Here is a 25,725-nt window from a genome sequence, read left to right on the forward strand (position 1 = left end):
TCACTCTTTCTTTTGGTCAGCCATTTTGGTTGAGAACAACTTGTACACAGCTGAATTTTTATTAATCTGATTATCAAATGGGATTATCTGCTTACCGTTCTTAATCAGACCTTTGCCGGGCTCATCAATATCAAGATAAGCCGCCTGTTTTTCTGATAATTTGAACATACTCTTAATCTTATCTAAGTCTGTTTCATTCTGAGCCAACATAATGCAAAAATTGCTGTTTTGTAGCATTTTTGTTGCCTGCGGGCTTTCCATAACTTCTGACATATTTTGTGTGTAACCTGACGCTACACCTCCATACTTACGAATTCTTTTATACACGTTTTCGAAGAAATCGCCTGTTCTAAACACACCGTTTGTATCTCGGAAGAACATAGAAAACTCATCCGTAGTAAACCAAGTACGAATACCTCGTTTTCGGTTTTCAATAACCTTTTGCCAAATACTTTCAAGAATTACAAGAGAGCCAATGTCAGAGAGCTGCTTGCCCATTTCTTGTACATCATAGATAATAATTCTCTTGTTAAGGTCAACATTGGTATGATGAGCAAATGTGCTGAAGTTACCTTTAACATACAGTTCAAGTTTAAGTGCCATATCCTTTGCTTCCTTTTCGGTCTGGGCAAGCAAAATGTTGTAGAAATCTACGAGCGTTGGCAAATATTTTTTGTCACCATCATTAGCCAAGAAATCTTGATACACTAAGTTTACACATCTGTCAAGTACAGTTTTTTCGTTTGCAGTAAGCCCAGAGCCTTTTACACATTCGCAAAATGTCATTATAAAGTCTGTCTTGAGAGCGACGGCGGATTGACCCTCGTCTGTATATGTTATATCAGTATCAAATAAGTTTATATGCGTATTTGTGTTTGGCGAAACAGTAATCACCTGTGCGTCAAAAGCATTATTCTTAGTCATTGCTGCCATATATTCCCTCTCAGGGTCAAGAAAAATAAATACATCATCAGGATACTTCAATGCTCCGTTCAGAAACTCCAACTTGCCTGCCATTGATTTACCTGCACCCGAAGTGCCGACGACAAAGCCGTTAGCGTTAAGTCCCTCACTTCTGTCTATAATAATCGGCATATGCGTAATCTGATTAATGCCGTAGCATATTCCCGACTGGATAATATTGTTTTGATAAGTAAAAGGAATGAGATTCGCTACCTCATCAGTAGCGAAGTAAAACGGTTGCCCCAGCAAAGTTTTATCATCGGACAAAGCCGGCTGAGCAAATGGCAATATACACTGCAAACCTTTTTCTTGAATTGTAGCGCCTGTCAGTACATCAAGTGTAACCTGATGTCTGCGAGCTGTTTGCTTAATATAATCTCTTAGGTCATTGAGTTCTTTAAGGCTGTTAGCTGCAACATAGATATACATAGCAAATTCAAACAAATCACAGTCTGTAGATGATAATTTTTCCTCAAGAGCTTCAAGCTCTTTTTTTCTCCTCTGCAAAGACCAAGGAATGAAACTACTACCACCACTTGCACCACTACGCTTATAATTTATCTCAAGTCTACGGTCAATTCTACCCTGTAGGTCATTCATCTGCTCCTTGAGAATGTCAAGGCTCGTGTCCTTTTCAAGTCTTGAAAAATGCTTACTGACAATGATTTTAGAAGAATTGTCAAGCAAGTCCATAACAAACTCATCATCACAAGTTCTTGAAAACCTTTTTGCGAACATCACACAAGAATAATCTAAGCCGACTTCATTGTATTTGGAAGCAAACTTAAATGATGACGGTGCAAGATAATCTTTAAGATTTACATCTACATTGAAAAAAGATGTAGGGAGTAAAAACTGTTCAGGATTAGAAAAGTGGTAAATGCGATGAATGATTTCAAAACTTTTCTCAGGCGGGAGAAGTTCAGTCTTGATATTAATCTCAGCAAACTGAGCTGCAATTTCATTATAATGCTTAAAAAGTACATTGATACTATCCATTTTCACAACAGGCTTAAATGAAAGAGCACCATATATTTGCTGTTCACAAGAACTGTTCTCGGCTTCTGCGATGATAGCTTTTTGCTTCTCAACAAAGCTATCATATATTTCTTGAGTACAAACACCATTGTATTGCGGAACTAAAGCATCTACATAATTATTAATGTCAATGTCTGTATTAACAATAAATTCTTGATATTTAACCTCAGACGGCAAACAGTTAAGAAGTTTTTGATACCTTTTGTATATGCCGTTACGCTCATTATCTTTAAACACCTTATAATCAATGTTTGGAATATAAAAAATCAGGGAATATGTATCACCTATACGAAAAATGCCATTATCATAAATCTCGTCAAAAGGAATAGTATCCTGAGCGGTTTTCTTTACTTTTTTAGACTGTGACTTTTTTCTCTGCGGGTTTTCTTTTTCCTGTTCAACATATATTTTACTCGTCGTTTTCTTCATAGTATTTAGCTCCTTTGCTTTGGTAAGGTCTGTAAACAGGACCTTTCATACACACAATAAAATGTTTGATAAGGCTCATACCGTTCACTCTTACTATACTTATAAGAATTGTAGAAACTACTTCTACAAAAATCAATGCCATAACTAATTCCGTCGGTAATTTTAAAACGAATAACAGTATAACAAGTGTAGCTATTACCGTCACTCCACCTATAACTATTCCTATAATTTGCTTAATTGTCAATCCAAACATTTTTTCATAAGGTCTGATAGTTTGTTGCTTCGTCATCTGTACTTTTCTCATATTAACCTCCCACTACACTGAAACTAAATCTGTCAAAACTTTTGGTGGCTTTCTAACAATATGACAACAAGCTATAAGAATTAAAGCTGTTGCAAAATTTTTACCGAACCAAGATAATACGCCCTGTGCAGTTGAAGCAGATGTAAGGCTATCACTTATCCATACAGTGCCGACAGCATATACTGCTGCTACAAAAAGCAAATAACAACAAGTAGATAAAAACGCTGCCATAAATTTTTTAAAATAGGGTCTTGTTTCTTCTCCAATTAAAGTAGAAAAGAATAATGGCGAAATAGTAACTAATGCTGTTATTTCAAATCCTCTCGCAATAAGTTTAATAACAACGCTAAGTATGCAGAATATAACAGCACCTTCAAGTATTAGTTCAGGCAAACTGTGTGAAAAAGAAGTAATAAGATTAATAATAGCTCCTATTCCTCCAAAAGCATCGTTATCGACCACAGATTGATTGCTGCTCGCATTATATGCATCAAAAATAGTCTGACTGTATGTAAATGTATTTATAACTTGAGAAGTTAAACTATTAACTATTGCTAAGACATATATACATATGTTTATAGATAAGTCTATCCAGACTTTAATAAGCAAGACTCTTGCAAATATTTTAAAAAGCCCTTTAGCTTCCATTAACTCAAACTGTAAAGCCGAACGAGATACATTTATACCAAATAGCACACCAGCCAAACCATATGCAAAAGCCTTAATAATAGGACTTACCGTATTAGCTATATCTTTAATATTATCCGAAGTCCAGGAAACACCGAATAAATATGATGTAGATGTAGAACCTGTACCGATTGCTTTAATCAGCACACCGAGTTCATTCCACAAAGTTGTAAATATCTCATATCCGTTTTTTCCAAGAATTTCAACAGTATCGGAAGCAGTAAATTTTGCTGATGTATAAGATGAATAAATTTTAGTAGTTAATTGATAAAGTTCATTGTATTTATCCGTGATGTTACTAATCATATTTTGATATACTTCAGTTGTAACTTCTTTACCATTTACAACAGGAATATTACTACCTCCACCACAAATTTGATCCACATCATCTATTAAATTGCTTATTTCTGAATATAAATTATTCCATTCCGAGCCATAGTTCGCTGCTAATACTTGGTCACCGTTCGCACGAATATAATTAAGTTGATTAACAATATTCTGTTCGGGATTGGTATTTACCAAATAACCATTGAACTTAGACGATAAATCATCAGCATTGTTATAACATCTTTTTCTGACTTCTGACCAATCACTTTTATCTACAAACGAATGAAAATAGCTTGTATCAACTCTATCAAGAACAAGTCCCCAGGAAGTTGATACCGCAAAAGCCGAAATGGAAGATATTGATAACAATGTAATAACGATAAAAACTATACCGATTATTTTACGATTTGTTTTTTTATTAATACGTTTTTTCAATCAAAAATGCACCTCCATTGTGGCCATACATAAATGTACAGCCACAATTTTTTTGAAAATCAGAAAAAGATATATCGCACAGCAACACACGCGATACTACAAACAGCACCGACAATTACAGCTGTAAGACCGGAGTTAAATCCTCTCTTATCTTCATTAGCTTTACCTTCGCTCATTGCGTGAAATCCGGGAACCATAGAGGCTGAAGCAATAATAATACCGGCTGCCCAAAATACAATACTTACAATTGCATCATAACTGCTTGTATCAACATTATCAGGCATACCCTCAGGAAGTGCGGACGCCGAAACATTTAAAGCAATTGTATTAGCAATAACAGCTACCGTTGCATATGCTTTAATAATATTTTTTCCTGCTTTCTTAACATTGATTTTCATTTTTGAAAACCCCTTTCTAAAAAATTAAGCGGACAAATTGTCCGCTTTTATAAAATAAAAAAGAGAGCATTAAAACTCTCCTTTATGACTTATTTATGTGATTTTGTGTACTAAAACTGTTGCTTGATTTTTTTAGTAACTCAAAACCTTTTTTACTAATGTCAACAGCAATAGAAACCCCGGCTGTAGCTGTTGCCGCTCCCGTCTTAGCAGCCGCATTTACCGTTGTTTTAGCAGCCTTAGTAGCTACTTCGGCATTCTTTTTTGTTGCTTGTGCTGCTTGTTTCGCTTTTTGTATTTTATCTGCCGCTTGCTGCATATTATCAGGTGTAACTTTTGTAATTTTGAGATTTGTCTTAATACCTTTTCTGTCCTGCTGGGCAAAATAGGTATTAAGTTTATCAGTCGGCTTTGCATTGCCGTTCTCATCTACGCTAATAAACTCATACTTTTTAAGCATATCAAACATTTTTTTCATAACGGGGTTATTATCAAAGGATTTGATATTGAGTGTATCTACATACCTAAATACATTTACATCATCTTTAGTTCCGGTAAATTCTACCACGGCTGTATTTTTAAAGTTTTCGTTGTACAATGTATTCTTGATGTTTTTTTCGAGCTGCTTTTTAAAATTCTCTGAATTGACCAGCTCTTTGCCTTTGTCGGTAAGAGTATAGATTACATCACTCTCGGTTTTCGACCACTCACGCTTGAGCAAGCCGTCGTTAACAGCGTTGTTGTATGTATCCATTACATTATTTAAGAGCTTTTCGTCATCCTTACACAGTTCAGATATAGCTTTTTCAGTGATTTTGTCTGTGTCAGCATAAGCAATATCAGTGAATTGCCCTGTTAGCTTAATATTGCTTGACAATTCATTTACATTATTGCTTTTCTGTTGCACGGATTGTTGTGCTGTTTCGGTTACAACATTATGATTTTTTCCGTTGTTGCCGTAAATTGATTTATTAATAATGATTGATGTTGCTTGTTGCACTATGCCTTTAACAGTTTGTGTAGCAAACATTGTCTGAGCAGTATCTTCAACACTATTCATTTACTTGTTGCATCTCCTTTATTTTTTCAACTACAGGACTTATGTCAAACATAAAATCGTCCTCATAAGGCTCATCTGAAAAATCCTGCACAGGAGGTAACTCTCCGTTGTCAACACTTTCGCAGTATTCCTCATATTCTTCTTCTGACGGTTCTTCATTCGCAGGAAGTTCAATCTGAACATTATTACGTTCAAATTCAGCTTCAAGCTCTGCTTGCTCCTGCTCTTTCTGTATTTCGACTTCTTCTTCATATGCTTTTAGCTCTTCTTTAGATTGTGTATTATGCTTATCATACATTTTATGATATTCAATTAATCGTCGCTTCCATATCGGCATATACACAACAGAAACATCTGTACAATTATGCACATACTCTTTGTATTTCGAGCCACACTCGGCAAAGCGTGGGTGAGAGGGAGTATCGAATTTTGGCAAATAAACAGGGTCTTCATATCCAACAAAAACTATGCAGCTTCCGCCATATTTTCGAGTCTTGCCTTTAGGCTTAATTGCCTTTTTGATTTCGTTAGGATAGAGCAGAGGTCTTTCAATATACGCTTCGGTATCCTGACCACCTCCACCATTTGACATTCCTCTGTTAAAACTTCTGCTATCACCACGAACAGTAATTTTATCGAGCTTAGCGGATACATATTCGAGTGTATCCTTATCCTTTGAGCCAAGCAAAGTGAAAATATCACAGTTACCGATGATAGCTTCGTATGTTTTTTCGTAGATAGCCTTAAGCTGTGCAAGACCTTGCAACACAATACATATTCTTATGTTGTAGCTTCTTACAACAGAAAGAATTTCATTGAAGGAAGGTACTTCACCTATGTTCGCAAACTCGTCCATTTCACAGCTTACAAGCAATGGTAAACAGCCGTTGTACTTCGTATCAGCTATATACATAAGTCGCTCAAACAGCTGAGTATAGAAGATATTTGAGATTGCCTTGTATGTGTTTCTTGCTGCGGGTAAAATAAGAAATATTACAGTTTTTTCGACACCGACCATATCAAAGTCCATCTCATCAGTTGATGTGATTGCGTCCAAATCGGTAGTAGCAAACAGCGTGAGTCTGTTAGATAATACTTCAAGAACCGAAGCCATTGTTTCCTGTGGAAGTCCCTGAAAGCCTGTCCAGCTTATTGTTCCAAAATCATTCGGGTACTTAGCAGCGTGCTTGTTCATACATCTTGCAAGTTCACAAGACATATCAATCTGATTATTGGAATACGCTACACTATTTACTAAACGAACCACTCTGCCGAACGATTTTATTTCTGTATCGTCTTTAAAAAGGTAAAGCATAAGCATTGAAAGAATTTTTTGAGCGTCACCGCTCCAAAAATCATCTTTTTCGCCCTCACCTTTTGTATTTTTCATAAACAGGTCAGACAATGAAAAAACATCTTGTTCTGATTTAAGATACACGAAAGGATTGTAAGAATTACTGTAATGCAAGTCTTTGAGATTTAGCACTCTGACCTTGTAGCCATTTGCAATAAGCATACGGGATAAGTCACGATACAACTCGCCCTTTGGGTCGGTAACTACATAGCTACCGAGCATTTGCATTATATGCGGCTTAATACCTCTGAACGTCTTACCCGCACCTGAACCACCAATCATAAGCTCATTGAGATTGGCAGTTTTTGAACCGTCGATTGGCACATAAAAATCTTTTGCAACAGGAATTGCTTTTTCAGGATTTGAAAATTCTTCTATCATCTCATCATCAGCCCATTTGGCAGAACCGTGTTCCATTCCCTTGAAATCATTTCTGTCTGCTGATAAAAGCATTACCCATATTAATGCAGCAGCTATAAGATAGACCCACCATAGCGAAAGATGTATCTTTAAAATTTGCTTAATTATCTCAATTCCAAACGGCAAAGAAAAATCAAATGAAAACATATTGCTGATAGCTGTCAGCAACTGAAAAGCCTTCATATCTTGAACAGTGATATGATTCGTATAAGCGTAATTAAGAACCGAATAAATACCTAATGACACCAACAGAAAAAAGATAACAAACATAATGCTTAGCATAATAATCATAGGTTTTTTGCTTTTCTTACGATTACGCAAGATATTTTGACTTGGTTGTGACAATATGACCATCTCCTTAAACAACAAAAGAGGGAGCAATCAATACTCCCTCTTTAAAAATTTATCCTATGATTTTTGGTGCTGAAACTGTTGCCTGATTTATAACTGACATTACCTTATTGGCATCAGTAGCTTTAAATTTAATGAGATTGTCAGTTGCTGACTTTGCAAGCTGAAACTCTACACCAGCTTTTTTTAACCGCTTAATATTATCATCAGTTGCTCTTTTGTACATATACTCAGTGTTGTACTCATTGATGTATGCCTTATTAAGCAACTGATAAGAATTTTTGCTCTTTGGCACTACAATTGAGCGGTATTCACCGGTAGAAGATAAGTAAGCCGGCATACTGATTGTTAAATTACCATTGTCTGTATGCCTAAGTTTTACATTATGCACCACAAAAGAAGATACTACTAAATCCGCACGAGCAAGAAAGGTGTTTCCCTCACTATATTTAGAGCAATTTACAATTCTTACTTGCGGTGAATATTTCTTGTTGCTTGTAGCATTGTCAATATAAGTAAATTGACCTGTTTCGTACATATCAATCAGCTTATCATTAAGCGTCTGCCTGACCTTGCTGTTAAACGGATGTGCAACGTCAATGTATGTACCGTCTGTAGTTAGCTTTGCAGGCATTTTTACATACAGACCACCATATTTGCTTTCTTTGAGAGCAATGCTGTTAATAGTGATAGTATCATCAACAGTCACATTAGCAAGAGCAACCGTTCCTCTTCGTGCTTGCTGAAGATGAGTTATTATAACTTGCGACAGCGTATTCGGTGGCTGAACGGTAAAGTTATCACTCATTATGTTCACCTCTTATGTCATTGGCATTGAATGTTTTACAGTTCTGATTAACCTTACGACTTCATCTTTGTTAGCTTCACTACATTTAACTATGTAGTGATCACCGGACTTGCGTGTATTGCTGATATATTCGTCACGCTTTGTTTGCAACAAGCGTTGATACTCTTCTTCGCTAAGTTTCAAGTAAACATCAGAAGGTTTATTGTAATTATTATCAACAAAATCGCATCTTCCGTCACCGTCAGTATCTCGGTTGCGGAGTTTTTCAATTGCTCCAACAGATTTACGAGCATTTTCAATCGGTATATCCTGATAAATTACTTTTTTGTTTGTCATATCAATTACCTCACATTTTCATTGTATTATTCTGATTATTTACAATTTTAATAATATTGTTTTTTTCTTCTGCCGGATACTTAATAATATAATTTCCATCATCAGACTTTGAAAACTCTTTGTATCCCTCGGAGGAAAGAACATCCTTTTGTTCTGCTGAAATTTTCATATATCTGTAACCGATTTCATCGGACAAATTGTCCGCACGAGAGCCAAGTTTATCACATTTCTGTGATAAACCTGTAAAACCTTTTTCAATAAGATGAAGCAAGCCTTTATCATTATCAAGGTGCTTTGGAGCTTCGGTTACATCTTTACCGGCAAGCACTGCTACCGCATTTGCGGCGGAATGCCTTACTCCGCCCAATTCCTTAGAAAGCAACTTAGTTCGTTCCGCACTTGCTTTGAATGTTTCCGAAGCTGAATGATTGAGTTTTGCACCTTCTTTTACAAGCGAATCAAATTTTGTTGCCTTCAAAGCTATTTTGAAAGCATTACTACCTTTCAGTCTGAAAGTCATAAGAAGTGATTTTAATGTGCTGCTACATTTTTTTCCATATGATTTTAAATTTGAAACTTTATTTTTGCTCTCATTAATCATTGTTTTCTGAGCATCTTTAATCTTTTCGTCTTGAAGGTTTTCAAGACTTTTATTCATAGCTTCAATTTGCTTTTCTAAAGCAATAATTTGAGTCTGAAGTTCTGCAACATATTTGCCAAACTTCTCTATGTCGTTACTGTCATTGTTCATACCCTCAGATTTAGCAATTCTGATAAGCTGACTTACAAATTCCGGTAACATTACCTCGTTTTTTACTGTTGTATTCATATTTACCGACCTTTCATTATAATTTAATAGCATTATTGTTGAGTAACTGTTGCACTTTGACTTTGTCAGCAGCAGGATATTTTACGATAAATTTTCCTCCGTCATCCGAGGGTGCAAAATCTTTGTAACCCTCAGAAAAAAGAATGTCTTTTTGCTTTTCGTTGACCTTAGCATAGTAATAATCATCTTCGTTATTATCTGCGGTATCTTCATTCTTTTTAATAGACGAATTGTCCACTTCAAGGATAGTGTTAAGCTCTTTCAGACGAGCAAGCTTCGTATTAAGCTCTTCTTCTTTGTCAAAAGTGGTATTGACAGCTTCTTTTGCTGAATCACAGTCGCTCTCAACCTTTGAAAGTTCATTTTTTGCTTTTTCAAGCTCACCGGGCAAGGATTTAAGTACATTATCAATTCTCGTCACATTGCCGAAAATATCCTGACCTAATTCAACATCATAATGAGCAGAGCCATTAAGCGTTAAAATATATTTATTACTATGGTAAGCATCAAATCTTAGGTCGAGAATAAAGCCTTTATATTCACCAATTCTGACTTTATCAGAGCCAATGCTTTTATCACAAGCAAGAAGCAGTTGTTGTCCTGCTTCTTTTTTGTCATTATAAGTAATGCCTTTAATTTTAAGTTCAAAATCATCGGTAATATGACTTTGAGCAAGAGCTATGTCTTTTTCTATCTTTTCGACTTTGTATTTAGCCTCAGCAATCTTATAAGGGAATTGTTTAGCAATTTTATCCTCAAGTTCGTACTTTACAGTTAAAAAGTTTGCTTTTAAAATTTTGAGCTTTGACACCTGAACATCTAAATCCATCTTCTCTTTTATCAGCGGATTACCACTTGCAAGAGCCTTGATTTCAGAGTAGGATAGAGCCTGCTCATCAACATCTTCTGCAGAACGAACAGGTGATTTACTCGTCATTATCTGACTTATAAACTTTTGCTTGTTTTCAACAAGCTGATACAAATACGCATCAAAAGTATTTTCAGTTACATAGCTATAGATATGTACCAAAGAATTTTTATTGCCCTGTCTTATAATTCTGCCTTCACGCTGCTGTAAATCTGCAGGACGCCAAGGGCAATCGAGGTGATGTAAGGCTATAAGTTTATCCTGACAGTTAGTACCCGCTCCCATTTTACTGGTAGAGCCGATAATAACCCTTATTTTGCCACTTCTTACTTGACTGAAAATATCTTGCTTCTGCTGATTAGTCTTAGCATCGTGAATAAATGCAATTTCGTTTTCGGGAACACCTTTTGCTATGAGTTTTTCTTTTAAATCGTCATATACATTAAATTTTCCTGCGCCGTTGGGAGTAGATATGTCACAGAAAACCATCTGTGCAAGTCTATCTTCTTTTGTTTTATCCCACAGAGAAAAAATATTATCCGCACAAGCATTCAATTTACTTCCCTCAAAATCAGGCAGCATAGGATTGATAAGGCGCTGGTCAAGTGCAAGTTTTCTGCCGTCATTAGTAATCTTGAGCATATTATCTGTCGAAGGGTCAACAGCACTACTACGAACATTTTCCGCTCTTTCTGCAAGTCCGGCGAGAATATCTTTTTGTTGCTCTGATGGTTTGGTAAGAACATTATGTCGTTCTACTTCAGGAACATCTAAATCTAAAACATCAGCGGTTTTAATGTCTGCAATTTCCCTAAAGGTACTCATCAGTTCAGGCAAATTAAAGAATTTAGCAAATCTTGTCTTGGCTCTGTACCCATTGCCTTCCGGGGAGAGTTCGAGTGCTGTTACCGTTTCACCAAAGGTAGAAGCCCACGCATCAAAATTACTCAATCCTAAATCAACAAGTTTGTTGTACTGCAAATACCTCTGCATTGTGTATAACTCTGTCATTGAATTGCTTATAGGAGTACCTGTTGCAAATATAATACCTTTACCGTCTGTAATCTCATCAAGATAACGGCACTTCATAAAGAGGTCGCTTGACTTCTGTGCTTCGGTCTGACTTACACCTGCTACATTTCGCATTTTAGTGTAAAGGAACAAGTTTTTGTAGTAGTGTGCTTCGTCAACGAACAATCTGTCTACACCAAGCTCCTCAAAGGTAACAACATCATCTTTCCTTGATTGGTCGTTGAGCTTTTGTAGTTTGTTTTCCAAATTCTTTTTTGTTTTTTCGAGCTGTTTTATTGTAAAGTTTTCAGCGTTGTTGTCTTGTGCAAACGCAATGCTTTCAATAACATCATCAATCTGCGTTTCGATAATCTGACGCTGCCTTTCAATGCTCATCGGTATCTTTTCAAATTGCGAATGACCAATGATAACTGCATCGTAATCTCCCGTTGCTATACGGCTGCAGAATTTCTTTCTGTTCGCTGTTTCAAAGTCTTTCTTTGTCGCAACCAAGATATTAGCGGCAGGATAGAGCTGCATAAATTCAATACCCATTTGCTCAGTAATATGATTTGGTACAACAAACAGCGACTTATTGCATAAACCTAAACGCTTACTCTCCATTGCGATAGCGACCATTTCAAAGGTCTTTCCGGCTCCGACGGTATGTGCGAGTAATGTATTTCCGCCGTATATTGCGTGAGCTACTGCGTTTCTCTGATGTTCTCTTAACTGTATTTCACTGTTCATTCCATCAAAAATGAGGTGACTGCCGTCATACTCACGAGGACGAACAGAGTTAAATTTTTCGTTGTAAAGACGGCAAAGTCTTTCTCGTCTATCTCTGTCTGAAAAAATCCAACTTGCAAAGCGACTCTTTATAAGCTCCTGCTTACTCTGAGCAATGGCTGTTTCCTCCTTGTTCAGTATTCTTTTTTCCTTGCCGTCCTCAAAAACATTATCAAATATTTTTACATCTCTTAAATTGAGTGTATCTTCAAGTATTTTGTAAGCATTGATTCTCTTAGTACCATATGTGCTGACTGCATTTACAGATTTATCGAAGCTCTTATGTGATATTCTCCACTCGGAATTATATTCAGAATACGAAACATCTATCGAATCCCTTATGTATCGGGGAGTTCCTATAGTTTCATACATAAAGTCCCTTACCACATCAACAGGCAACCAAGTTGCACCTAAACGAACATCAATCTCAGTTGCAGTTAAGTCAACGGGCTGAACAGCTTTAAGTGCGGTTATATTGCTGTCATATTGCTCCGGCTTATCGTAACTATATGATAAAGCTGTTCTGAGTTTTTCTCTTACATTGCCTGACAGATACTCATCAGCAGTTTGATAAACGTCCGTTCCGGGTACATTAAATATTACCCCCTTAAGCTCATCAATAATATCATCAACAGATTTGCCGTAGAGTTGACTCATATATTCCAAGTCAATCTTTGCTTTTTCTGAAATTGATACCGCAAGTGCGTCAGATGCTGTATCGACTTTATCAACAGCTTTATGCGGTTGAATTGTTCGCTTGCTAAAAATATCCGATTTGCCTTTATAATTCTTTTCACTGTCAAATTTTTCGAGTGATGCAAGCAAATTGATTGAGTTATCTTTTTCGAAAGCCTTCATATTTGCTTTTGAATTAATATAACCGTACTCATTGACGAACTTATCATAGATAATATTGAGCTTTCGCTGAGAGTTTGCAATAACCTCATCAGGCATATCCTCAAGTTGATTATTAAGAACTTCTCGAAGAGCCTCTCTTACTTTAACAAGAGCTTTTATTCTTTTTTCGGCGGTTTTATTAGGCTTCTGTTTCTCCATAATGCTGTTTTGACGATAATATATATCACCGTCAACAACTGTATAAGAGAAATTTTTAACATCAGGAGTAGCAGGAATTAAGTCTGCGTCCTCATCATCTTCCGTATCTTCAAAGAGCTTTTCAATTGCCTGTGCTTTATACTCTCCGTCAATATTAGATACAGCTTCATTCAGCAAGTCCTCAAGATTTGCATTTTCATAAGCAATGCACTCTGCTTTTGCTCCGAACGGTCCTGAAACTTCTTGCATTTCGCCGAGTATCATTTCCGGGTGTTCGACAAAGTAGCTGTTAATTGTAATACCGTTATCATCTTTGCCAAGATGTACCCAATCAGGCTCAATGTCAATCATTCTCTCACGCTTTTTCAGTATCAGAATATCGGAAGTAACCTCCGTTCCGGCGGTCTTTGAAAAAGTATCATTTGGAAGTCTGATTGCTCCGAGAAGTTCCGCTCTCTGTGCTATGTATTTTCTTACTTTAGAGGACTTTTTGTCCATTGTACCCTTAGAAGTAATAAAAGCAATTATGCCGCCCGGTCTTACCTTATCCAATGTCTTTGCAAAAAAGTAATCGTGAATAAGGAAATTATATTTATCGTACTTTTTATCAAGCACTTTAAGCTGAGCAAACGGAACATTACCGACTGCAGCGTCAAAAAAATTATCGGGAAGATTGGTTGTTTCAAAGCCTTGCACCGCAATATTAGCCTGCGGATACAGCTTACTTGCAATTCTGCCGGATATATCATCAAGCTCTACTCCGTAGAATTTGCTGTCTGACATATTGGTCGGGCATAACCCCATAAAGTTGCCGACACCGCAGCTTGGCTCAAGGATATTGCCTGTTTTAAATCCTAAGTTATTAAGTGCATTATACACTGCTCGGATAACTGCAGGAGGTGTATAGAATGATGTAAGTGTGCTTGCTAATGCAGCTTTATACTCATCATCGTTTAGTAGAGCTTTTAGTTGTGCGTTGTTTTCAGCTTTGAAGTAGCTGTCAAGACCTCCCCAACCTACATACTTTGCAAGTATTTCTTGTTCTGCTGGTGTAGCCTGTCTGTTGCTGCTTTCAATTTCCTTAAGCGTTTTTATTGCGTTAATATTATTGGCATAACGCTCACTTTTTGTACCATCGGCAAAATTATCATCTGTGATTACATAGTTTTTACCATCAGAAGAAAAAATAACATCTTCTCGCTTTTGCTGAGCGGACAAATTGTCCGATTGCTCTTCCACTTCTTTTACAAATTCTTCCCCATAAACAGGAGTTAAGAGTGATGGTTCGTTATCTCTTTCCTGTTCAAGTATTGGCACAAGATTTTTATAGTTATCATACTGCCTTAAAAAGTCAATAACACCGCCGTCACCGTCGCCTATATCCTGCCGCTCTGTGTATTTTGTGCCGTCGGGCATATTGATAATGAATTTTGTTTTGGCATAGCCTTGATGAACTCCGTCAATTTCACCATCTTCGTAAGCTTGATATATTGCGTCCATATCATTGCCATATGTGTCTTGCTCATACTGTCTGAGTCTGACCCATTCATCATCGGCAGACTTCATAATTCTGTCAAAATCTGCTACCGAATAAGTCTTGCCATCTTCAAACGCAGAATGTTCGCTCCAGTCGCAAGTGATTGTCGGACGGTCGGCTTTTGGTTCGATGTCAGCTTGCTGTAATTTTTCATAATCATCAGCTGACATACTTCCGTCATAAACTGCCGTATCGAAATCATCTTCGAAACCCATACTGAATTTATCGGAAAAAGGCAAATTATTTTGCTTTGCAACTTCCTGTGCTTTGTTACGCAAGCTTGCTCTTTCCGCTATATCCTCCGGCTCAACGGTCAATATTTTATAACCGATTTCAACAAGCAAGTTTTCGTTATCTTCAAGATAAGAGGACGGAAATCCGACCATTGGTATCTTTTCTCCGTTAATTGTTCGTGACATAAGCGTTAAATTAAGTGCCTCGGCTGCTTCTTGAGCATTATCACATAACACCTCATAAAAGTCACCCATACGGAATAGTATTATCGCATCAGGATGTTCTGATTGTATCTCTGAATAAGAGTCATAATAACCCTTTTGGTTGAAATCGGTATCGCCTGACAAAGCAATATTTGTAAGCTGATTTTTTACATCATCAGTCAGACCTTCGGCGAAGTGGCTGTTACTGTTGTATTTGTCGAGTGAATCACGGAAGAATTCACTGTCAACATCGACTGCAGTTTGTCTTCCTACTGAAACAATATAGTCAAAAAATTCAGATGTGTTATCAGGGTATTTTTTTGATGCTTCAATAACTTGTTCGTAAGGTATTTCTGTAATAACAAACTGACCGCCTGAATCTGCATCAGGATTGTAATAAATGTATGTAAACGATTCTTTGTCTAAATTATTGAAAAATAAATCTTTATCAAGCGATTTTTTAACAAATAAATGTTCATTAAACTGCCTATTTTCTGTAATCTTTTTTTCAAACTCTTCTTTGCTCATATCTGTACTGAGCAAAGGATAACGGCTGTCAAACAATGATACAGCATTATCGGTTATACCGATAATCTTATACTCATCAGCTCCGATGTAACACTTTTTCCCTACAGAATATGCAAGTTCTAACTCCTCAGCAGGGATTTCGGCTTCTTTTTGTTTCTCTGCGGGTAGTTCTTTTGCTTTCTTATAGTCAATGTAACCTTGTTTTTCAGCTGAATTTAGGTATCCGTCGGTTTTGATGAGATAGGATATAATCTTAGCGACTTTTTCCCATTTGAGTAATATTTTATTTTCGGTGTTTTTCTTAGCTAATAACAGCCCTTTTCCATCCCAATCGACACCAATATGGTTATAAGTTGCGGCACTTGACTTACCGCCAATCCCATACTCATTTTTCAAAAATTGAGCATTATCTTTTAAAGTTTCGTCTTTCGCAAATTGCTCGTATATTCTATATTTTCCGTTTACAACGCCACTTCCCTCAGTAATAATCTTATTGATTTGCTCCTGAGAAATAGAAAAAGCAGAGGAATTATCAATTACCTCTGCTTCTGTATTGCTTTTTAAATTTTCTTCATTTAGATGTAAATCATTTCTTCGAGAACTTCCTGACGAGCTTCCTCCTGAATGCTGTTGGCTAATTGTACCCACTTGAGCCAGTCTTTCTCCTTGAGTTCCTCGGTTACTCCCAATGCTTTCCTCTTCTGCTCTATCAATGTTTCGTACCTCTCCTGAGCCTGAGTTTGAACTGTTTCGAGGTGCTGAAGAATCTCTCCCGTCATCATCATTTCTTCGAATAGCATCTCGTCGTTGTTCTTCAAGTAATCTCTCCTTGCTACTCCCCAATTGTTCAACTCGAACTCCGGAAGTGGAAGGTCCGGATACCAAATCTCGTCCTCGCCCAGAATATAATCTATTCCATTGACTGTTTTCCTTGTTTCGCTCATAACTTTTCTCCTTTTCAATTTCTTTGTTAATGGTATATGATATAACATTTAAAATTTCTTTTGCGGTATTTAATGTTGCGCTGCCAAGAGCCAGTGTTGTTTTTGAGCTATCAAACATAGTTACATCTTGAAAATCATTTGCATTAAACAATTTTGTAATATCATATCCGCAACGAGAAACCACTACAGCCATTGCACTTTTTGCAATCATATCACCGTATATTTTTTTTGCAGTAGCTCCGAATTTAACCAAAGGTGTATTATTATAAACTTTTTGCAAATAATTGTAATTGCTGTCAAGACTTATTAAAGTAAGTTTGTTGATAGCTCCTGAAATTGCAGTTTCAAAATTGGAACATTTTAAATTAAATTTTGAGTTCAGAGCTTTAACCACATTACTTTCGTGTTTATTGTTGTATCTCCATAATGGCACAGGCTTTGAATTTTCGGTTTCAACGGTTTGCGAAATATCGAAATAGTATTTCACCCTTATTCTTTTGCCTTGTGTAAAATCCAAAGAGGGAATACCGGTTTCTTGTTTTTTTACTTTCCTGCCAAATTTACTATTCCAGTCTTTAAGCTGCAACAACGCCGTTGCATTTGGAAAAGTTGTATTGACTAAAACAAGTTCTCTGAAATCAAGTTTGTAGTTATTGCAAGATGTATGCAAGAATTTGAGCCAATCTTCGGGTGTTGCTGTAATATATCTTGTTTCATTTTCAAGCATACGAAGATAATTTTTTACTTTGTTTTCATATTCTATTGACATCATTATTCTCCTAACATTTTATTACTTTAAAGCGTAAAAGTCAAGCCTAACTTGAACTTTTTTTGATTAAGTAATAAAGTCCATCGCACTTATATAAGTTTGGTAGCATATAGAGTCCTCCTTTTCTTAAATGTCAAATTGAATTAGCTCGCAAAACTATTATTGCAAGGTTACCTTCTTTCCGGGATATAATATATTATTTATATTGTTGCTGTCGCTCTCAAGAAAAACAAGATTGTAAGTTCCGTTTTCTTTTTTAAACACAGCAAAATCAATATCTGAGTTTTTAATAAGGTCATATTGCTTTGAGCTTATAACCTTGTAACAAAGTTTTTCTCCTGTTTCTTCTGATTGTTTTTTCAATCTTCTGTTAATCTGAGCGTTGACCTGCACAAATGTTGGTGCAGTTGGCTCTGTTGATTTATTCGGATATAGTAAATTCAATATTCTGTCTTTATCATTTTCGAGAAAAACGATATTGAACTTATCTTCTGATTTTTGAAATTTTGCAAACTGAACACATTTTAAATTTAAAATTTCAATTTGCTTTTTGTTTACCATCAGATACTCAAGTTCTTTGCCTGACTTTTTAAGTCTTGCATATGTTTTTTTGTTTCTGATGGTGTCAGCTTGTGAAATAATAGAGTCAGCATTTTCAAGACCGAGAACATTTGCTATTCTTTTAAGATTGTGTTCTTTAACCGTAACCATAGCAATACCTGTTGTCATATCAACATTTGCATAACACAGTATCCCGTCATTGAATAGTTTAGCAAGCTGGAAGCTGTATAACTTAATTTGTGCCGTATTACCAAGTGTACCTGTTAATTCCTTATACGGTACATTTGATATTCTTTTTTTCATCTTTGTATAATCTGTAGTTTGTCTGACTGTATATTTTAAATTTTGCTTGATTACATTTTTGTGAACTGATTTTTTAGAATTTGTAAATATGTGCTTTATTAATTTCAGAGTAAACGCAAAAGGATTTTTAAAAAAGCGTAAGTTTTCGAAATACTTATGATTTGTTACTTTAACTTTATCAGCGTAACGCTTTTCGTAACGCTCCCATTGTCTTTTAGCTTCTTGTTCCATTTCCTCTAAAACTTTTTGTGTATTTTCTTTTCTGTAGGTTTTCTTTTTCTTCTTTTCGGTTTGCAAACCTAATGCTTTATCAATATTGGCTTTGCAATATTTATTGCCAAATTGTTTTGCAAGTGTGTCGGCTCTTATCGATTTTGCTTCGCCGTTTTTGTGAAACACAATATGTGCGTTGCCGTATTTAATTTCATAATCGTTGCTTTCAAAAAAGTTTATAAACTCTTCTTTTGTTTTGCAATCTTCAAGTGCTTTATCAATATCATTGACAAGATTAAATTTCCAACTTTTGCCCTCAATGGCTTTGCGAAACGTAGCATCATCAAGTCTGCACGTTTGTTGCGGATTTTCAATTACATTTAAACCGTACTTGTAGCACAGCTCATCCGAAACTCGTCTAATCATTCTGACGGTTTTCATATTGTCAAGAAATTTGTGTCCGTCGATTGGTGATACTGAATTAATAATAAAGTGATTATGTAAACACTTACCGTCAAGGTGAGTAGTCATTACAACCTGCATATCAGGGAAACATTTATGAATTAACTCTCTGCCTATTTTGTTTGCAAGCTCAGGTGTTAATTTATCATTAACCGCAAAAGATTGCACAAGATGATGTGCAAGAATTTTATTATCCTTATCATACATTTTTCTTGTTTGTTGAAAAAATTTTGTTGTTTCCCAATTTGTAAAATTTGAATTTGTTAAATTGCAGTAAGTAAGTTCAGGAGTTGTTTTATCTTTGCGAGTTATGTAGTTCAACGCATTAAAGATGTGTGCATTTGATGTCATTCGATTAGACATTTGCTTTTTAGGGTCTTTGTTTATTGTTTTAACTACTGCCATTAATTACATTTCCTTCTTTGCTGAATTCACTCGACTGTTTATAATTGCCAAAGCATTGTTGATTTCTTCAACGACTTCTTCACTCAGCTGATTGTGAGAATTTTCTGAATCAGATTTTGGCTCACAGATATACGAAACGAATTCAGACATTTTATCGTAACAGTCGGATAGAATATTTTTTGCTGATTCTATTTGATTTGAAGAAATGTATTTGTTTGTGTTTGCGATTGCTGCAATCTGATTGAGGTTATTGCCAAGTGCGGATAATTGATATAGCAGTTCGGGAAAATTCTCGCATACTACTATTCGCTTTCGTCTTACACATTTTAGAATGTACTCCGAAATTGACATATTGTTGAGTGCAGCCTGATATGCTATTTCCGCTTTTTCGGCTTCTGACACTCTTATATATATCCTATAGCTTTTAGCTTCCTTTTTCATTTTGTCCTCCCAAAACTGCAAATTTGCCTGATTTTTGCCTTTCTTTTTCTGAGGGCTTTTGTATCATCATTTCGGCACGAAATGATGATACGCCAGCACAGATTTTGTACGCACAAAATCCGATTTGTGCGTACAAATCGCTGGTCAGGTGTATACCCCTGAAACCCCATAGTTTTTATTTTTATAAAAACTAAATCGCATACGCTCACCAACAGAAAAAGAAACTTTTTCTGTACAATCCGAAAATTGATTTATAATCAATTTTCTCCATTTGCATTTTCGTCAGCACTTGCTTCCGATGTATACTTTTCCAAAAAGTCCTGAAAATCATTTACGGATTTAATTCCGTAGTCCGACAAAACCGAGCACAGCTCGTTGTGCTTTTCTTTTTCAATTTGCAACTCAAGCTTCTTTTTTTGTGCGTTGAGCTTTTTAATTTTTTCTTTTAATTTTTCAATTTCAGCTTTTGTGTTTTCAATATCTGTAATTACCTTTTCTAATTTTTCATTAGTTGTTGTTCTCATTATTTTTCCTCCAACAATTTATTATTTTGATTTTTCAATTTCGGCTTTTGTGTAAGCGTTCTTATTTTGCTATTTACTGTCTATTATATTTAAAAAGCTATGTAAGAAAATACAATTCCATACGCTGACTGTTGAAACTATTGCTATTGCCTCAAAGATTTCTTTATATTTTTTTGATACTCTAAATCGAATACCCATAATAAAATCATAAATAACTAAGATTATATTAATAAGTAATGATAAAAGGAAAATAAAAAGAATTATGTTTTGTATAGTCAACATCACATTAAAAAATTCAGAATCTGATTTAGTTAATATTTCATCAGGAGTAATTGCTATATGAGGCATTGCCAATGCAAATAAATATATAGGTATAATGGAAATCGTAATATAAATTGAAAATTTAGTTGCTTCAATTAATTTTTTTTGAATACTATAATTTTTAGTTTTTTTGTATTCGGAAATACTCATTTTCATCCTCCAATAATTTAATATTAATACTTGTGATAATGTTTTCTTACAATTAACAGTTTAAATTATATATGTAATTCATATCAACCTTTTCGGAAATTCCATCAACCTTGCCTTTCCAACTGTACTGATGAATGTCAACAAATGGCGGAAGCTCATTGTACGAATTATTTGGTGCTGCCATCCAAATTAAATATTTGCTTGCAAGCTCATCAGGATAAGCACTGTCAACAAGCATTGATTTTGCACTATACATTCCAACATCAAATCCATAACCCTTTACTCCGTCACAAAAGGTTGAAATAATATCAGTCAATGTTCTGCGTGGCAAAACAGCCTGTCTGTATTCTTCAACATCAAGAAAAACAGGCAAGTCAAACTCTTTGCCCCTAATGGTTTTCATACAATTTCTTACTTCCGCTTTTGCGGCATCGACAGATGTAGCGTAACTATACCAATACGCACCTACATTCAGTCCTGCGGCTTTAGCCTGTCTATAATACTCATTGAATTTATTATCTTCTTGGTTCGGGTCTTTGCCATAGCCTGCTCGGAGAATAACACAAGTTATGCCTGCGTTTTTTACTTTGCTAAAATTAATATCACCGTTCCATTCAGAAACATCAATACATTTTGCTTTTTCAACTTTTACTTTTGTTGTAATTATTTTATTACATTGTTTTATAGTAACAGTTGCATTGCCAACTTTATTCACTTTTACTTTTGCCAAACTTTTTTCCGTTGAAATAATTTTAGCAACAGAACTGTCAGATGATGTAAAGGTGATCTCATTTACATCATTATTTGTATCAACAGAAATCGTAAAAGTATCACCGACATTTTTGCAATATTCTTTTGTTGATATACTTATCTGTGTATTATTTTCTACGCTCTGATTGCTGATTTCAATTTGTAAAAACGATACATCGTTTACATCAATTCTACCGTCACTGTTCAGGTCATAGTCCATATTGTCGGTAAATTCTGATATTTCGCCCTGTAAAAAGGTTACATCGTTTACACTAACGCTATCATCGTTATTCACATCAAAGCCGGCAGCAAATACAGATGTGCTGTAACAGATGACTGACAATATTGCTGTTGCTGTAATCAGCAATTTCTTGAATATCTTATTCATTTTCCGTTCCTCTTTCTTTTCTCTAACTTAATCGTCAGTAAAAAATATTATAATTGCGGTTATGAACCATAAACCTACATAAATCAGTGTAGGTGACAACACATACCACCAGCTCCAATTAGTTACATTAAGCAGCTTTAATCCAATAAATACAATTTGCACTAATGTCACAAGCACTGCTGCACAGCAAATGTTAAAAGATGAATTATCGTTCATTTTTTCACTCCCTTTCGTTTATTTGTATTAATTTGGGGTTTGAAGGTCATAGCAGAGCAAGGTATTGAAGTCAACAGAAAAGTATCTTGCAAGCATTAGTATAGTTACATATGTCATTGTAGAAGTTCCCAATTCGTAGTTAGTATAGGTACTTCTGTCGACTCCCAAATAGTCTGCAACTACTTTCTGAGAAACACCTTTTTGATTTCGCAGCTGTTTTAGTCTTTGTCCTACTTGCTTATAAATAAAGCGTGATTTAATTCTATATCCCATAAGTAATATCTCTCCTTAACAAAAAGCAAAGCTGCTTTTTCATATATTCAATTATTTTCTACACATCGATAAAAATATTTTTTTAATGCCTTGTTCTAATGCTAAATAGGTTATAATATATAAACCGTATTTAAAAATCATATATGCAACAAAATATACAATAAAACATAAAATAAAAGGAGAACTGCCTTTATCAAACACGAATATTAATATACTCATTAAATGGTTAATTTCATCGTGAAAGCAATATAAAAATAATGCTAAAGGAAACAAATTTGCAAAGATAATGCAAAAACATTCTTTTAATGCTTTTGTCAAAGGTTCTGTAAAAAGACAAATCCAAACTTGAAAATAGATGTAAAACACCATAATATTTAAATATAAAAACATTTCTTTGCCACTCCATTTTGTACTTAATAATTATTTTGCAAAGTCTTAACTAATATACAAATCCATTTTGAAAAAGCAAATGCAACTTTGTCATTGTGAGTCCAAGTTTCGTGCTTGAAAATTGTTTTTTCAAGTTCGTCAGCACGCATAATTTTATAATACAAAACTTCTAAATCCAGTTGCTTTTCGATTAGCTCCTTATGATTTTCGATTGAATCAATATAATCAATATCGAAACTTTTTGCCTTTTCAAAATCATCTTTTGGAAAAAACACTGCAAAACTTTCAAATCCTGTTTTGTCGTAATTATAAAAATCGTATTTATTTAGTAGTTCTTTGACTGTCATTTTATTTAATAACTCCTTACATCTTTCAGTAGCTTATTTAATCATCAAATAAGAAGATTTCAGCTAACATTAATAAAACATCATAAATCAATAAGGTAATACAATATAAAAAATCACTTTGCTGCTTACAAGATTATTTATCAGTAGTTCTTTAACCGCTTTGCGATTAAGTTTTCCTGTACCTGTACCAAGCAAAGGCACTGCTACAGAGCGAAGATTTAATTTTTCGGCTGTCAATTTTATTTTAGGTATAAGTTTTTCTATTGTTTCAAATTTCGCTTTACCACCCGGAAATCGCATTGTTACAGCGTGAATAATTTTTTTATATTCCATATTTGGAGCATCTGTAACAAACACCTCTCCGGGAGCATAGCCGAATATATGATGAGCTTTACATTCTTTTTTAGCAAGCTTCTCAACTGCTCCTTTTGTAACATACTGTATACTTTCGGCTACACCTTTATGTAATTCCTTAACGCACACTCTTCCACCCATATAGCCAATACCGTTAGAAGCATTCACAATAGCTTCTATATCATCGAGCTTTGTTATATCACCGTAAATAATCATATATACTCCTCAAATGCCTGTTTAGCTTCACATTCGCTGAAAAAAGCGTTTTCACCAATAGTCCAAAATTCATTGCCTGATGTTTTGCACCTTACGCTCATACCGTTTTCTTCTATAAGAATTGCGGTAACGGTATCACTGCACATCAGCATTTCTCCGTCACCTAAGTCATCAATCAAGAAAACTTTTTTGCCTATCATATTTTCTACCATATCAGTACCTCCCTTTATCATAACTGGAACTTTTGAGATTGTTTTCTGTTTTTTAATTTCCTTTTGCTCTTTTTCCCTTCCGCAACATTTAAAAGCATTGTAGATAAAAAAGATATATAATATAATTAATGAAAGTAATAAATAAAAAAGATAATTATGTATAGTATCAAAAAATTCTGTATTGGAAGACAAGAAGAGTATAGGTGTGATATTAATATTCATTTTATTATACACCTTATAATTTTTTATAATATATTGTTTAATTCGGTTATATATTTGAATATAGGTCACTTGTTTGACTTGAAAAAATGTAATTTGTATCGATTTTTCTTTTTGACATCATTGATAAAATTTCATTTCTTTTGTTATAAATTAATTCTTCTTTTTGGCTTAATGGCAAAGAATTTTCAATAGGACTCGGTTTAATATATTCATCTATAATAATTCTATCTATGATAGTAACCAATGTATCTGCTATATCGTCATCACAAGTGAGATTTTGCAAAAATTCAGATATATTTCCTTTTAAATCAATTTTTAACTTTAACAAAAAATCAGTCCTTTCAGAATTGAATTAACAGATTATTTTTGCTTTAGTAATCTGCGTATCCATTTAATTTTTGCAATAGTCCATTCTTTAATCGCCTTAAAGGGATAGAAAGGTGATCCACGAAATACATAAATAACAAACATAAGAAAACAGAGCAATGCAGAGAAATAAACCAAATCCCACCAAGTATAAACACGATTACTTTTATTACTAATCACCTCATCAGCTGTTGCAGTATCAGTAATCGTATCTTCAACCCTTTCGCCACGAACGCAAAGCCGGTGTGTATTAATTGAGTACGGATAGCAAGTGACTAATGTCACATAGTCTTTGCCGTTCTCAATTTCAAGTTTACTTGAATCGTCAGGGTCAACTATATTAATCTCACACACCTTGTATGTGAGTGTTTTATTCAGTACATTTATTTTAAAGGTATCTCCGATTTGCAGTTTGTCCAACTCATCAAAGAACACCTGTTCAGGATAACCGGAGTGAGCGGATATAACAGCGTGTGTGCTTGCACCGCCAATGGGCAAGGAAGTGTTTGCCAAATGTACACAGCCGTTTTTGAGTTTTTCTTCTCTGTTGGTGCTGTCGTGATACACCGGTAAGTCAACATTTATCTTTGGAATTTCGATAGTACACATTATATCGTCATAGTTGAGAATGTTCTCATACTCTGACATTGCTGCATTGTATTCGTCTTTTTCTTCATCGTTTAACGCACTCTTTGCGAGCAATTCGTTAAAATTTTGAGCCTTAGCAAGCTCATTGTCGATTTCATAATCAGACATTGTTTGAGTGCTTTCACTGTAGTTTTTTATAACTGTTTCATTGCTTTTACTGTTGATGTAATCGGCAATGTTGGGATATACTATAAAGCCTATTCCGACCGCAGCAAGAACGCAGAGGGATATAAAAAATATTTTAGTTTTCATAATTTTTTGTGAGCAAGGGCCACCGATAAATCG

General features: G+C 35.1%; 23 protein-coding genes. All 23 read right to left on the reverse strand.

Features of this window, described 5'->3' with window-relative positions:
- A complete protein-coding gene (locus KGF34_RS07865) occupies nucleotides 1–2,430 on the reverse strand; it encodes a VirB4-like conjugal transfer ATPase, CD1110 family (protein ID WP_252558652.1) in 2,430 nt (809 codons plus the stop codon).
- Nucleotides 2,411–2,734 carry a PrgI family mobile element protein gene (locus KGF34_RS07870; protein WP_249377079.1) on the reverse strand — a complete coding sequence of 108 codons (324 nt, stop codon included), beginning with the start codon at nucleotides 2,732–2,734 and terminating at the stop codon, nucleotides 2,411–2,413. Before KGF34_RS07870 ends, KGF34_RS07865 begins: the two co-directional genes overlap by 20 nt.
- 12 nt (nucleotides 2,735–2,746) lie before the next feature.
- Complete coding sequence (locus KGF34_RS07875) at nucleotides 2,747–4,183, reverse strand: type IV secretion system protein (RefSeq protein WP_252558653.1); 1,437 nt, start codon at nucleotides 4,181–4,183, stop codon at nucleotides 2,747–2,749.
- A gap of 59 nt (nucleotides 4,184–4,242) precedes the next feature.
- On the reverse strand, nucleotides 4,243–4,581 hold the full coding sequence (locus KGF34_RS07880; protein ID WP_249377081.1) for a hypothetical protein: 339 nt from the start codon (nucleotides 4,579–4,581) through the stop codon (nucleotides 4,243–4,245).
- A gap of 82 nt (nucleotides 4,582–4,663) precedes the next feature.
- On the reverse strand, nucleotides 4,664–5,641 hold the full coding sequence (locus KGF34_RS07885) for a hypothetical protein (protein ID WP_252558654.1): 978 nt from the start codon (nucleotides 5,639–5,641) through the stop codon (nucleotides 4,664–4,666).
- Nucleotides 5,634–7,760: a VirD4-like conjugal transfer protein, CD1115 family gene (locus KGF34_RS07890; RefSeq protein WP_252558655.1), complete on the reverse strand. Its 2,127-nt coding sequence runs from the start codon at nucleotides 7,758–7,760 to the stop codon at nucleotides 5,634–5,636. Before KGF34_RS07890 ends, KGF34_RS07885 begins: the two co-directional genes overlap by 8 nt.
- Before the next feature lie 58 nt (nucleotides 7,761–7,818).
- Nucleotides 7,819–8,574, reverse strand: a complete 756-nt coding sequence (locus KGF34_RS07895) for a septation protein SpoVG family protein (protein ID WP_252558656.1) — start codon at nucleotides 8,572–8,574, stop codon at nucleotides 7,819–7,821.
- Between the two features lie 12 nt (nucleotides 8,575–8,586).
- Nucleotides 8,587–8,910, reverse strand: a complete 324-nt coding sequence (locus KGF34_RS07900; RefSeq protein ID WP_252558657.1) for a hypothetical protein — start codon at nucleotides 8,908–8,910, stop codon at nucleotides 8,587–8,589.
- Between the two features lie 10 nt (nucleotides 8,911–8,920).
- Nucleotides 8,921–9,739 carry a DUF6674 family protein gene (locus KGF34_RS07905; RefSeq protein WP_252558658.1) on the reverse strand — a complete coding sequence of 273 codons (819 nt, stop codon included), beginning with the start codon at nucleotides 9,737–9,739 and terminating at the stop codon, nucleotides 8,921–8,923.
- A gap of 16 nt (nucleotides 9,740–9,755) precedes the next feature.
- A complete protein-coding gene (locus KGF34_RS07910) occupies nucleotides 9,756–15,965 on the reverse strand; it encodes an LPD25 domain-containing protein (RefSeq protein ID WP_354667458.1) in 6,210 nt (2,069 codons plus the stop codon).
- A 575-nt stretch (nucleotides 15,966–16,540) separates the two neighbouring features.
- On the reverse strand, nucleotides 16,541–16,957 hold the full coding sequence (locus tag KGF34_RS11830) for a TnpV protein (protein ID WP_354667444.1): 417 nt from the start codon (nucleotides 16,955–16,957) through the stop codon (nucleotides 16,541–16,543).
- 880 nt (nucleotides 16,958–17,837) lie between these two features.
- Complete coding sequence (locus KGF34_RS07915) at nucleotides 17,838–19,622, reverse strand: relaxase/mobilization nuclease domain-containing protein (protein ID WP_252558660.1); 1,785 nt, start codon at nucleotides 19,620–19,622, stop codon at nucleotides 17,838–17,840.
- A gap of 3 nt (nucleotides 19,623–19,625) precedes the next feature.
- Entirely contained in the window at nucleotides 19,626–20,063 is a 438-nt protein-coding gene (gene mobC / locus KGF34_RS07920) for a plasmid mobilization relaxosome protein MobC (protein WP_252558661.1), read from the reverse strand.
- 257 nt (nucleotides 20,064–20,320) lie between these two features.
- A complete protein-coding gene (locus KGF34_RS07925) occupies nucleotides 20,321–20,587 on the reverse strand; it encodes a hypothetical protein (protein ID WP_252558662.1) in 267 nt (88 codons plus the stop codon).
- Nucleotides 20,588–20,656: 69 nt separating this feature from the next.
- Entirely contained in the window at nucleotides 20,657–21,058 is a 402-nt protein-coding gene (locus tag KGF34_RS07930; protein WP_249377091.1) for a hypothetical protein, read from the reverse strand.
- Nucleotides 21,059–21,110: 52 nt separating this feature from the next.
- Nucleotides 21,111–22,196: a GH25 family lysozyme gene (locus KGF34_RS07935; RefSeq protein ID WP_252558663.1), complete on the reverse strand. Its 1,086-nt coding sequence runs from the start codon at nucleotides 22,194–22,196 to the stop codon at nucleotides 21,111–21,113.
- A gap of 27 nt (nucleotides 22,197–22,223) precedes the next feature.
- A complete protein-coding gene (locus KGF34_RS07940; protein WP_252558664.1) occupies nucleotides 22,224–22,412 on the reverse strand; it encodes a hypothetical protein in 189 nt (62 codons plus the stop codon).
- Between the two features lie 27 nt (nucleotides 22,413–22,439).
- Nucleotides 22,440–22,685 carry a helix-turn-helix transcriptional regulator gene (locus KGF34_RS07945; protein WP_252558665.1) on the reverse strand — a complete coding sequence of 82 codons (246 nt, stop codon included), beginning with the start codon at nucleotides 22,683–22,685 and terminating at the stop codon, nucleotides 22,440–22,442.
- Nucleotides 22,686–23,098: 413 nt separating this feature from the next.
- Nucleotides 23,099–23,422: a hypothetical protein gene (locus KGF34_RS07950; protein WP_252558666.1), complete on the reverse strand. Its 324-nt coding sequence runs from the start codon at nucleotides 23,420–23,422 to the stop codon at nucleotides 23,099–23,101.
- An 87-nt stretch (nucleotides 23,423–23,509) separates the two neighbouring features.
- Nucleotides 23,510–23,992, reverse strand: coding sequence for a macro domain-containing protein (locus KGF34_RS07955; RefSeq protein WP_249377321.1), 483 nt, complete (start codon nucleotides 23,990–23,992; stop codon nucleotides 23,510–23,512).
- Nucleotides 23,989–24,204, reverse strand: a complete 216-nt coding sequence (locus tag KGF34_RS07960; protein WP_252558667.1) for a hypothetical protein — start codon at nucleotides 24,202–24,204, stop codon at nucleotides 23,989–23,991. The genes KGF34_RS07955 and KGF34_RS07960 overlap by 4 nt, the downstream gene beginning before the upstream one ends.
- Nucleotides 24,205–24,472: 268 nt before the next feature.
- Nucleotides 24,473–24,754, reverse strand: coding sequence for a hypothetical protein (locus KGF34_RS07965; protein ID WP_252558668.1), 282 nt, complete (start codon nucleotides 24,752–24,754; stop codon nucleotides 24,473–24,475).
- Nucleotides 24,755–24,786: 32 nt separating this feature from the next.
- Complete coding sequence (locus KGF34_RS07970) at nucleotides 24,787–25,692, reverse strand: class C sortase (protein ID WP_252558669.1); 906 nt, start codon at nucleotides 25,690–25,692, stop codon at nucleotides 24,787–24,789.
- Between the last annotated feature and the right edge of the window lie 33 nt (nucleotides 25,693–25,725).

Origin of the sequence: Ruminococcus sp. FMBCY1 (genome assembly GCF_023921805.1) — a bacterium.
GTDB lineage: Bacteria > Bacillota > Clostridia > Oscillospirales > Acutalibacteraceae > Ruminococcoides > Ruminococcoides intestinale_A.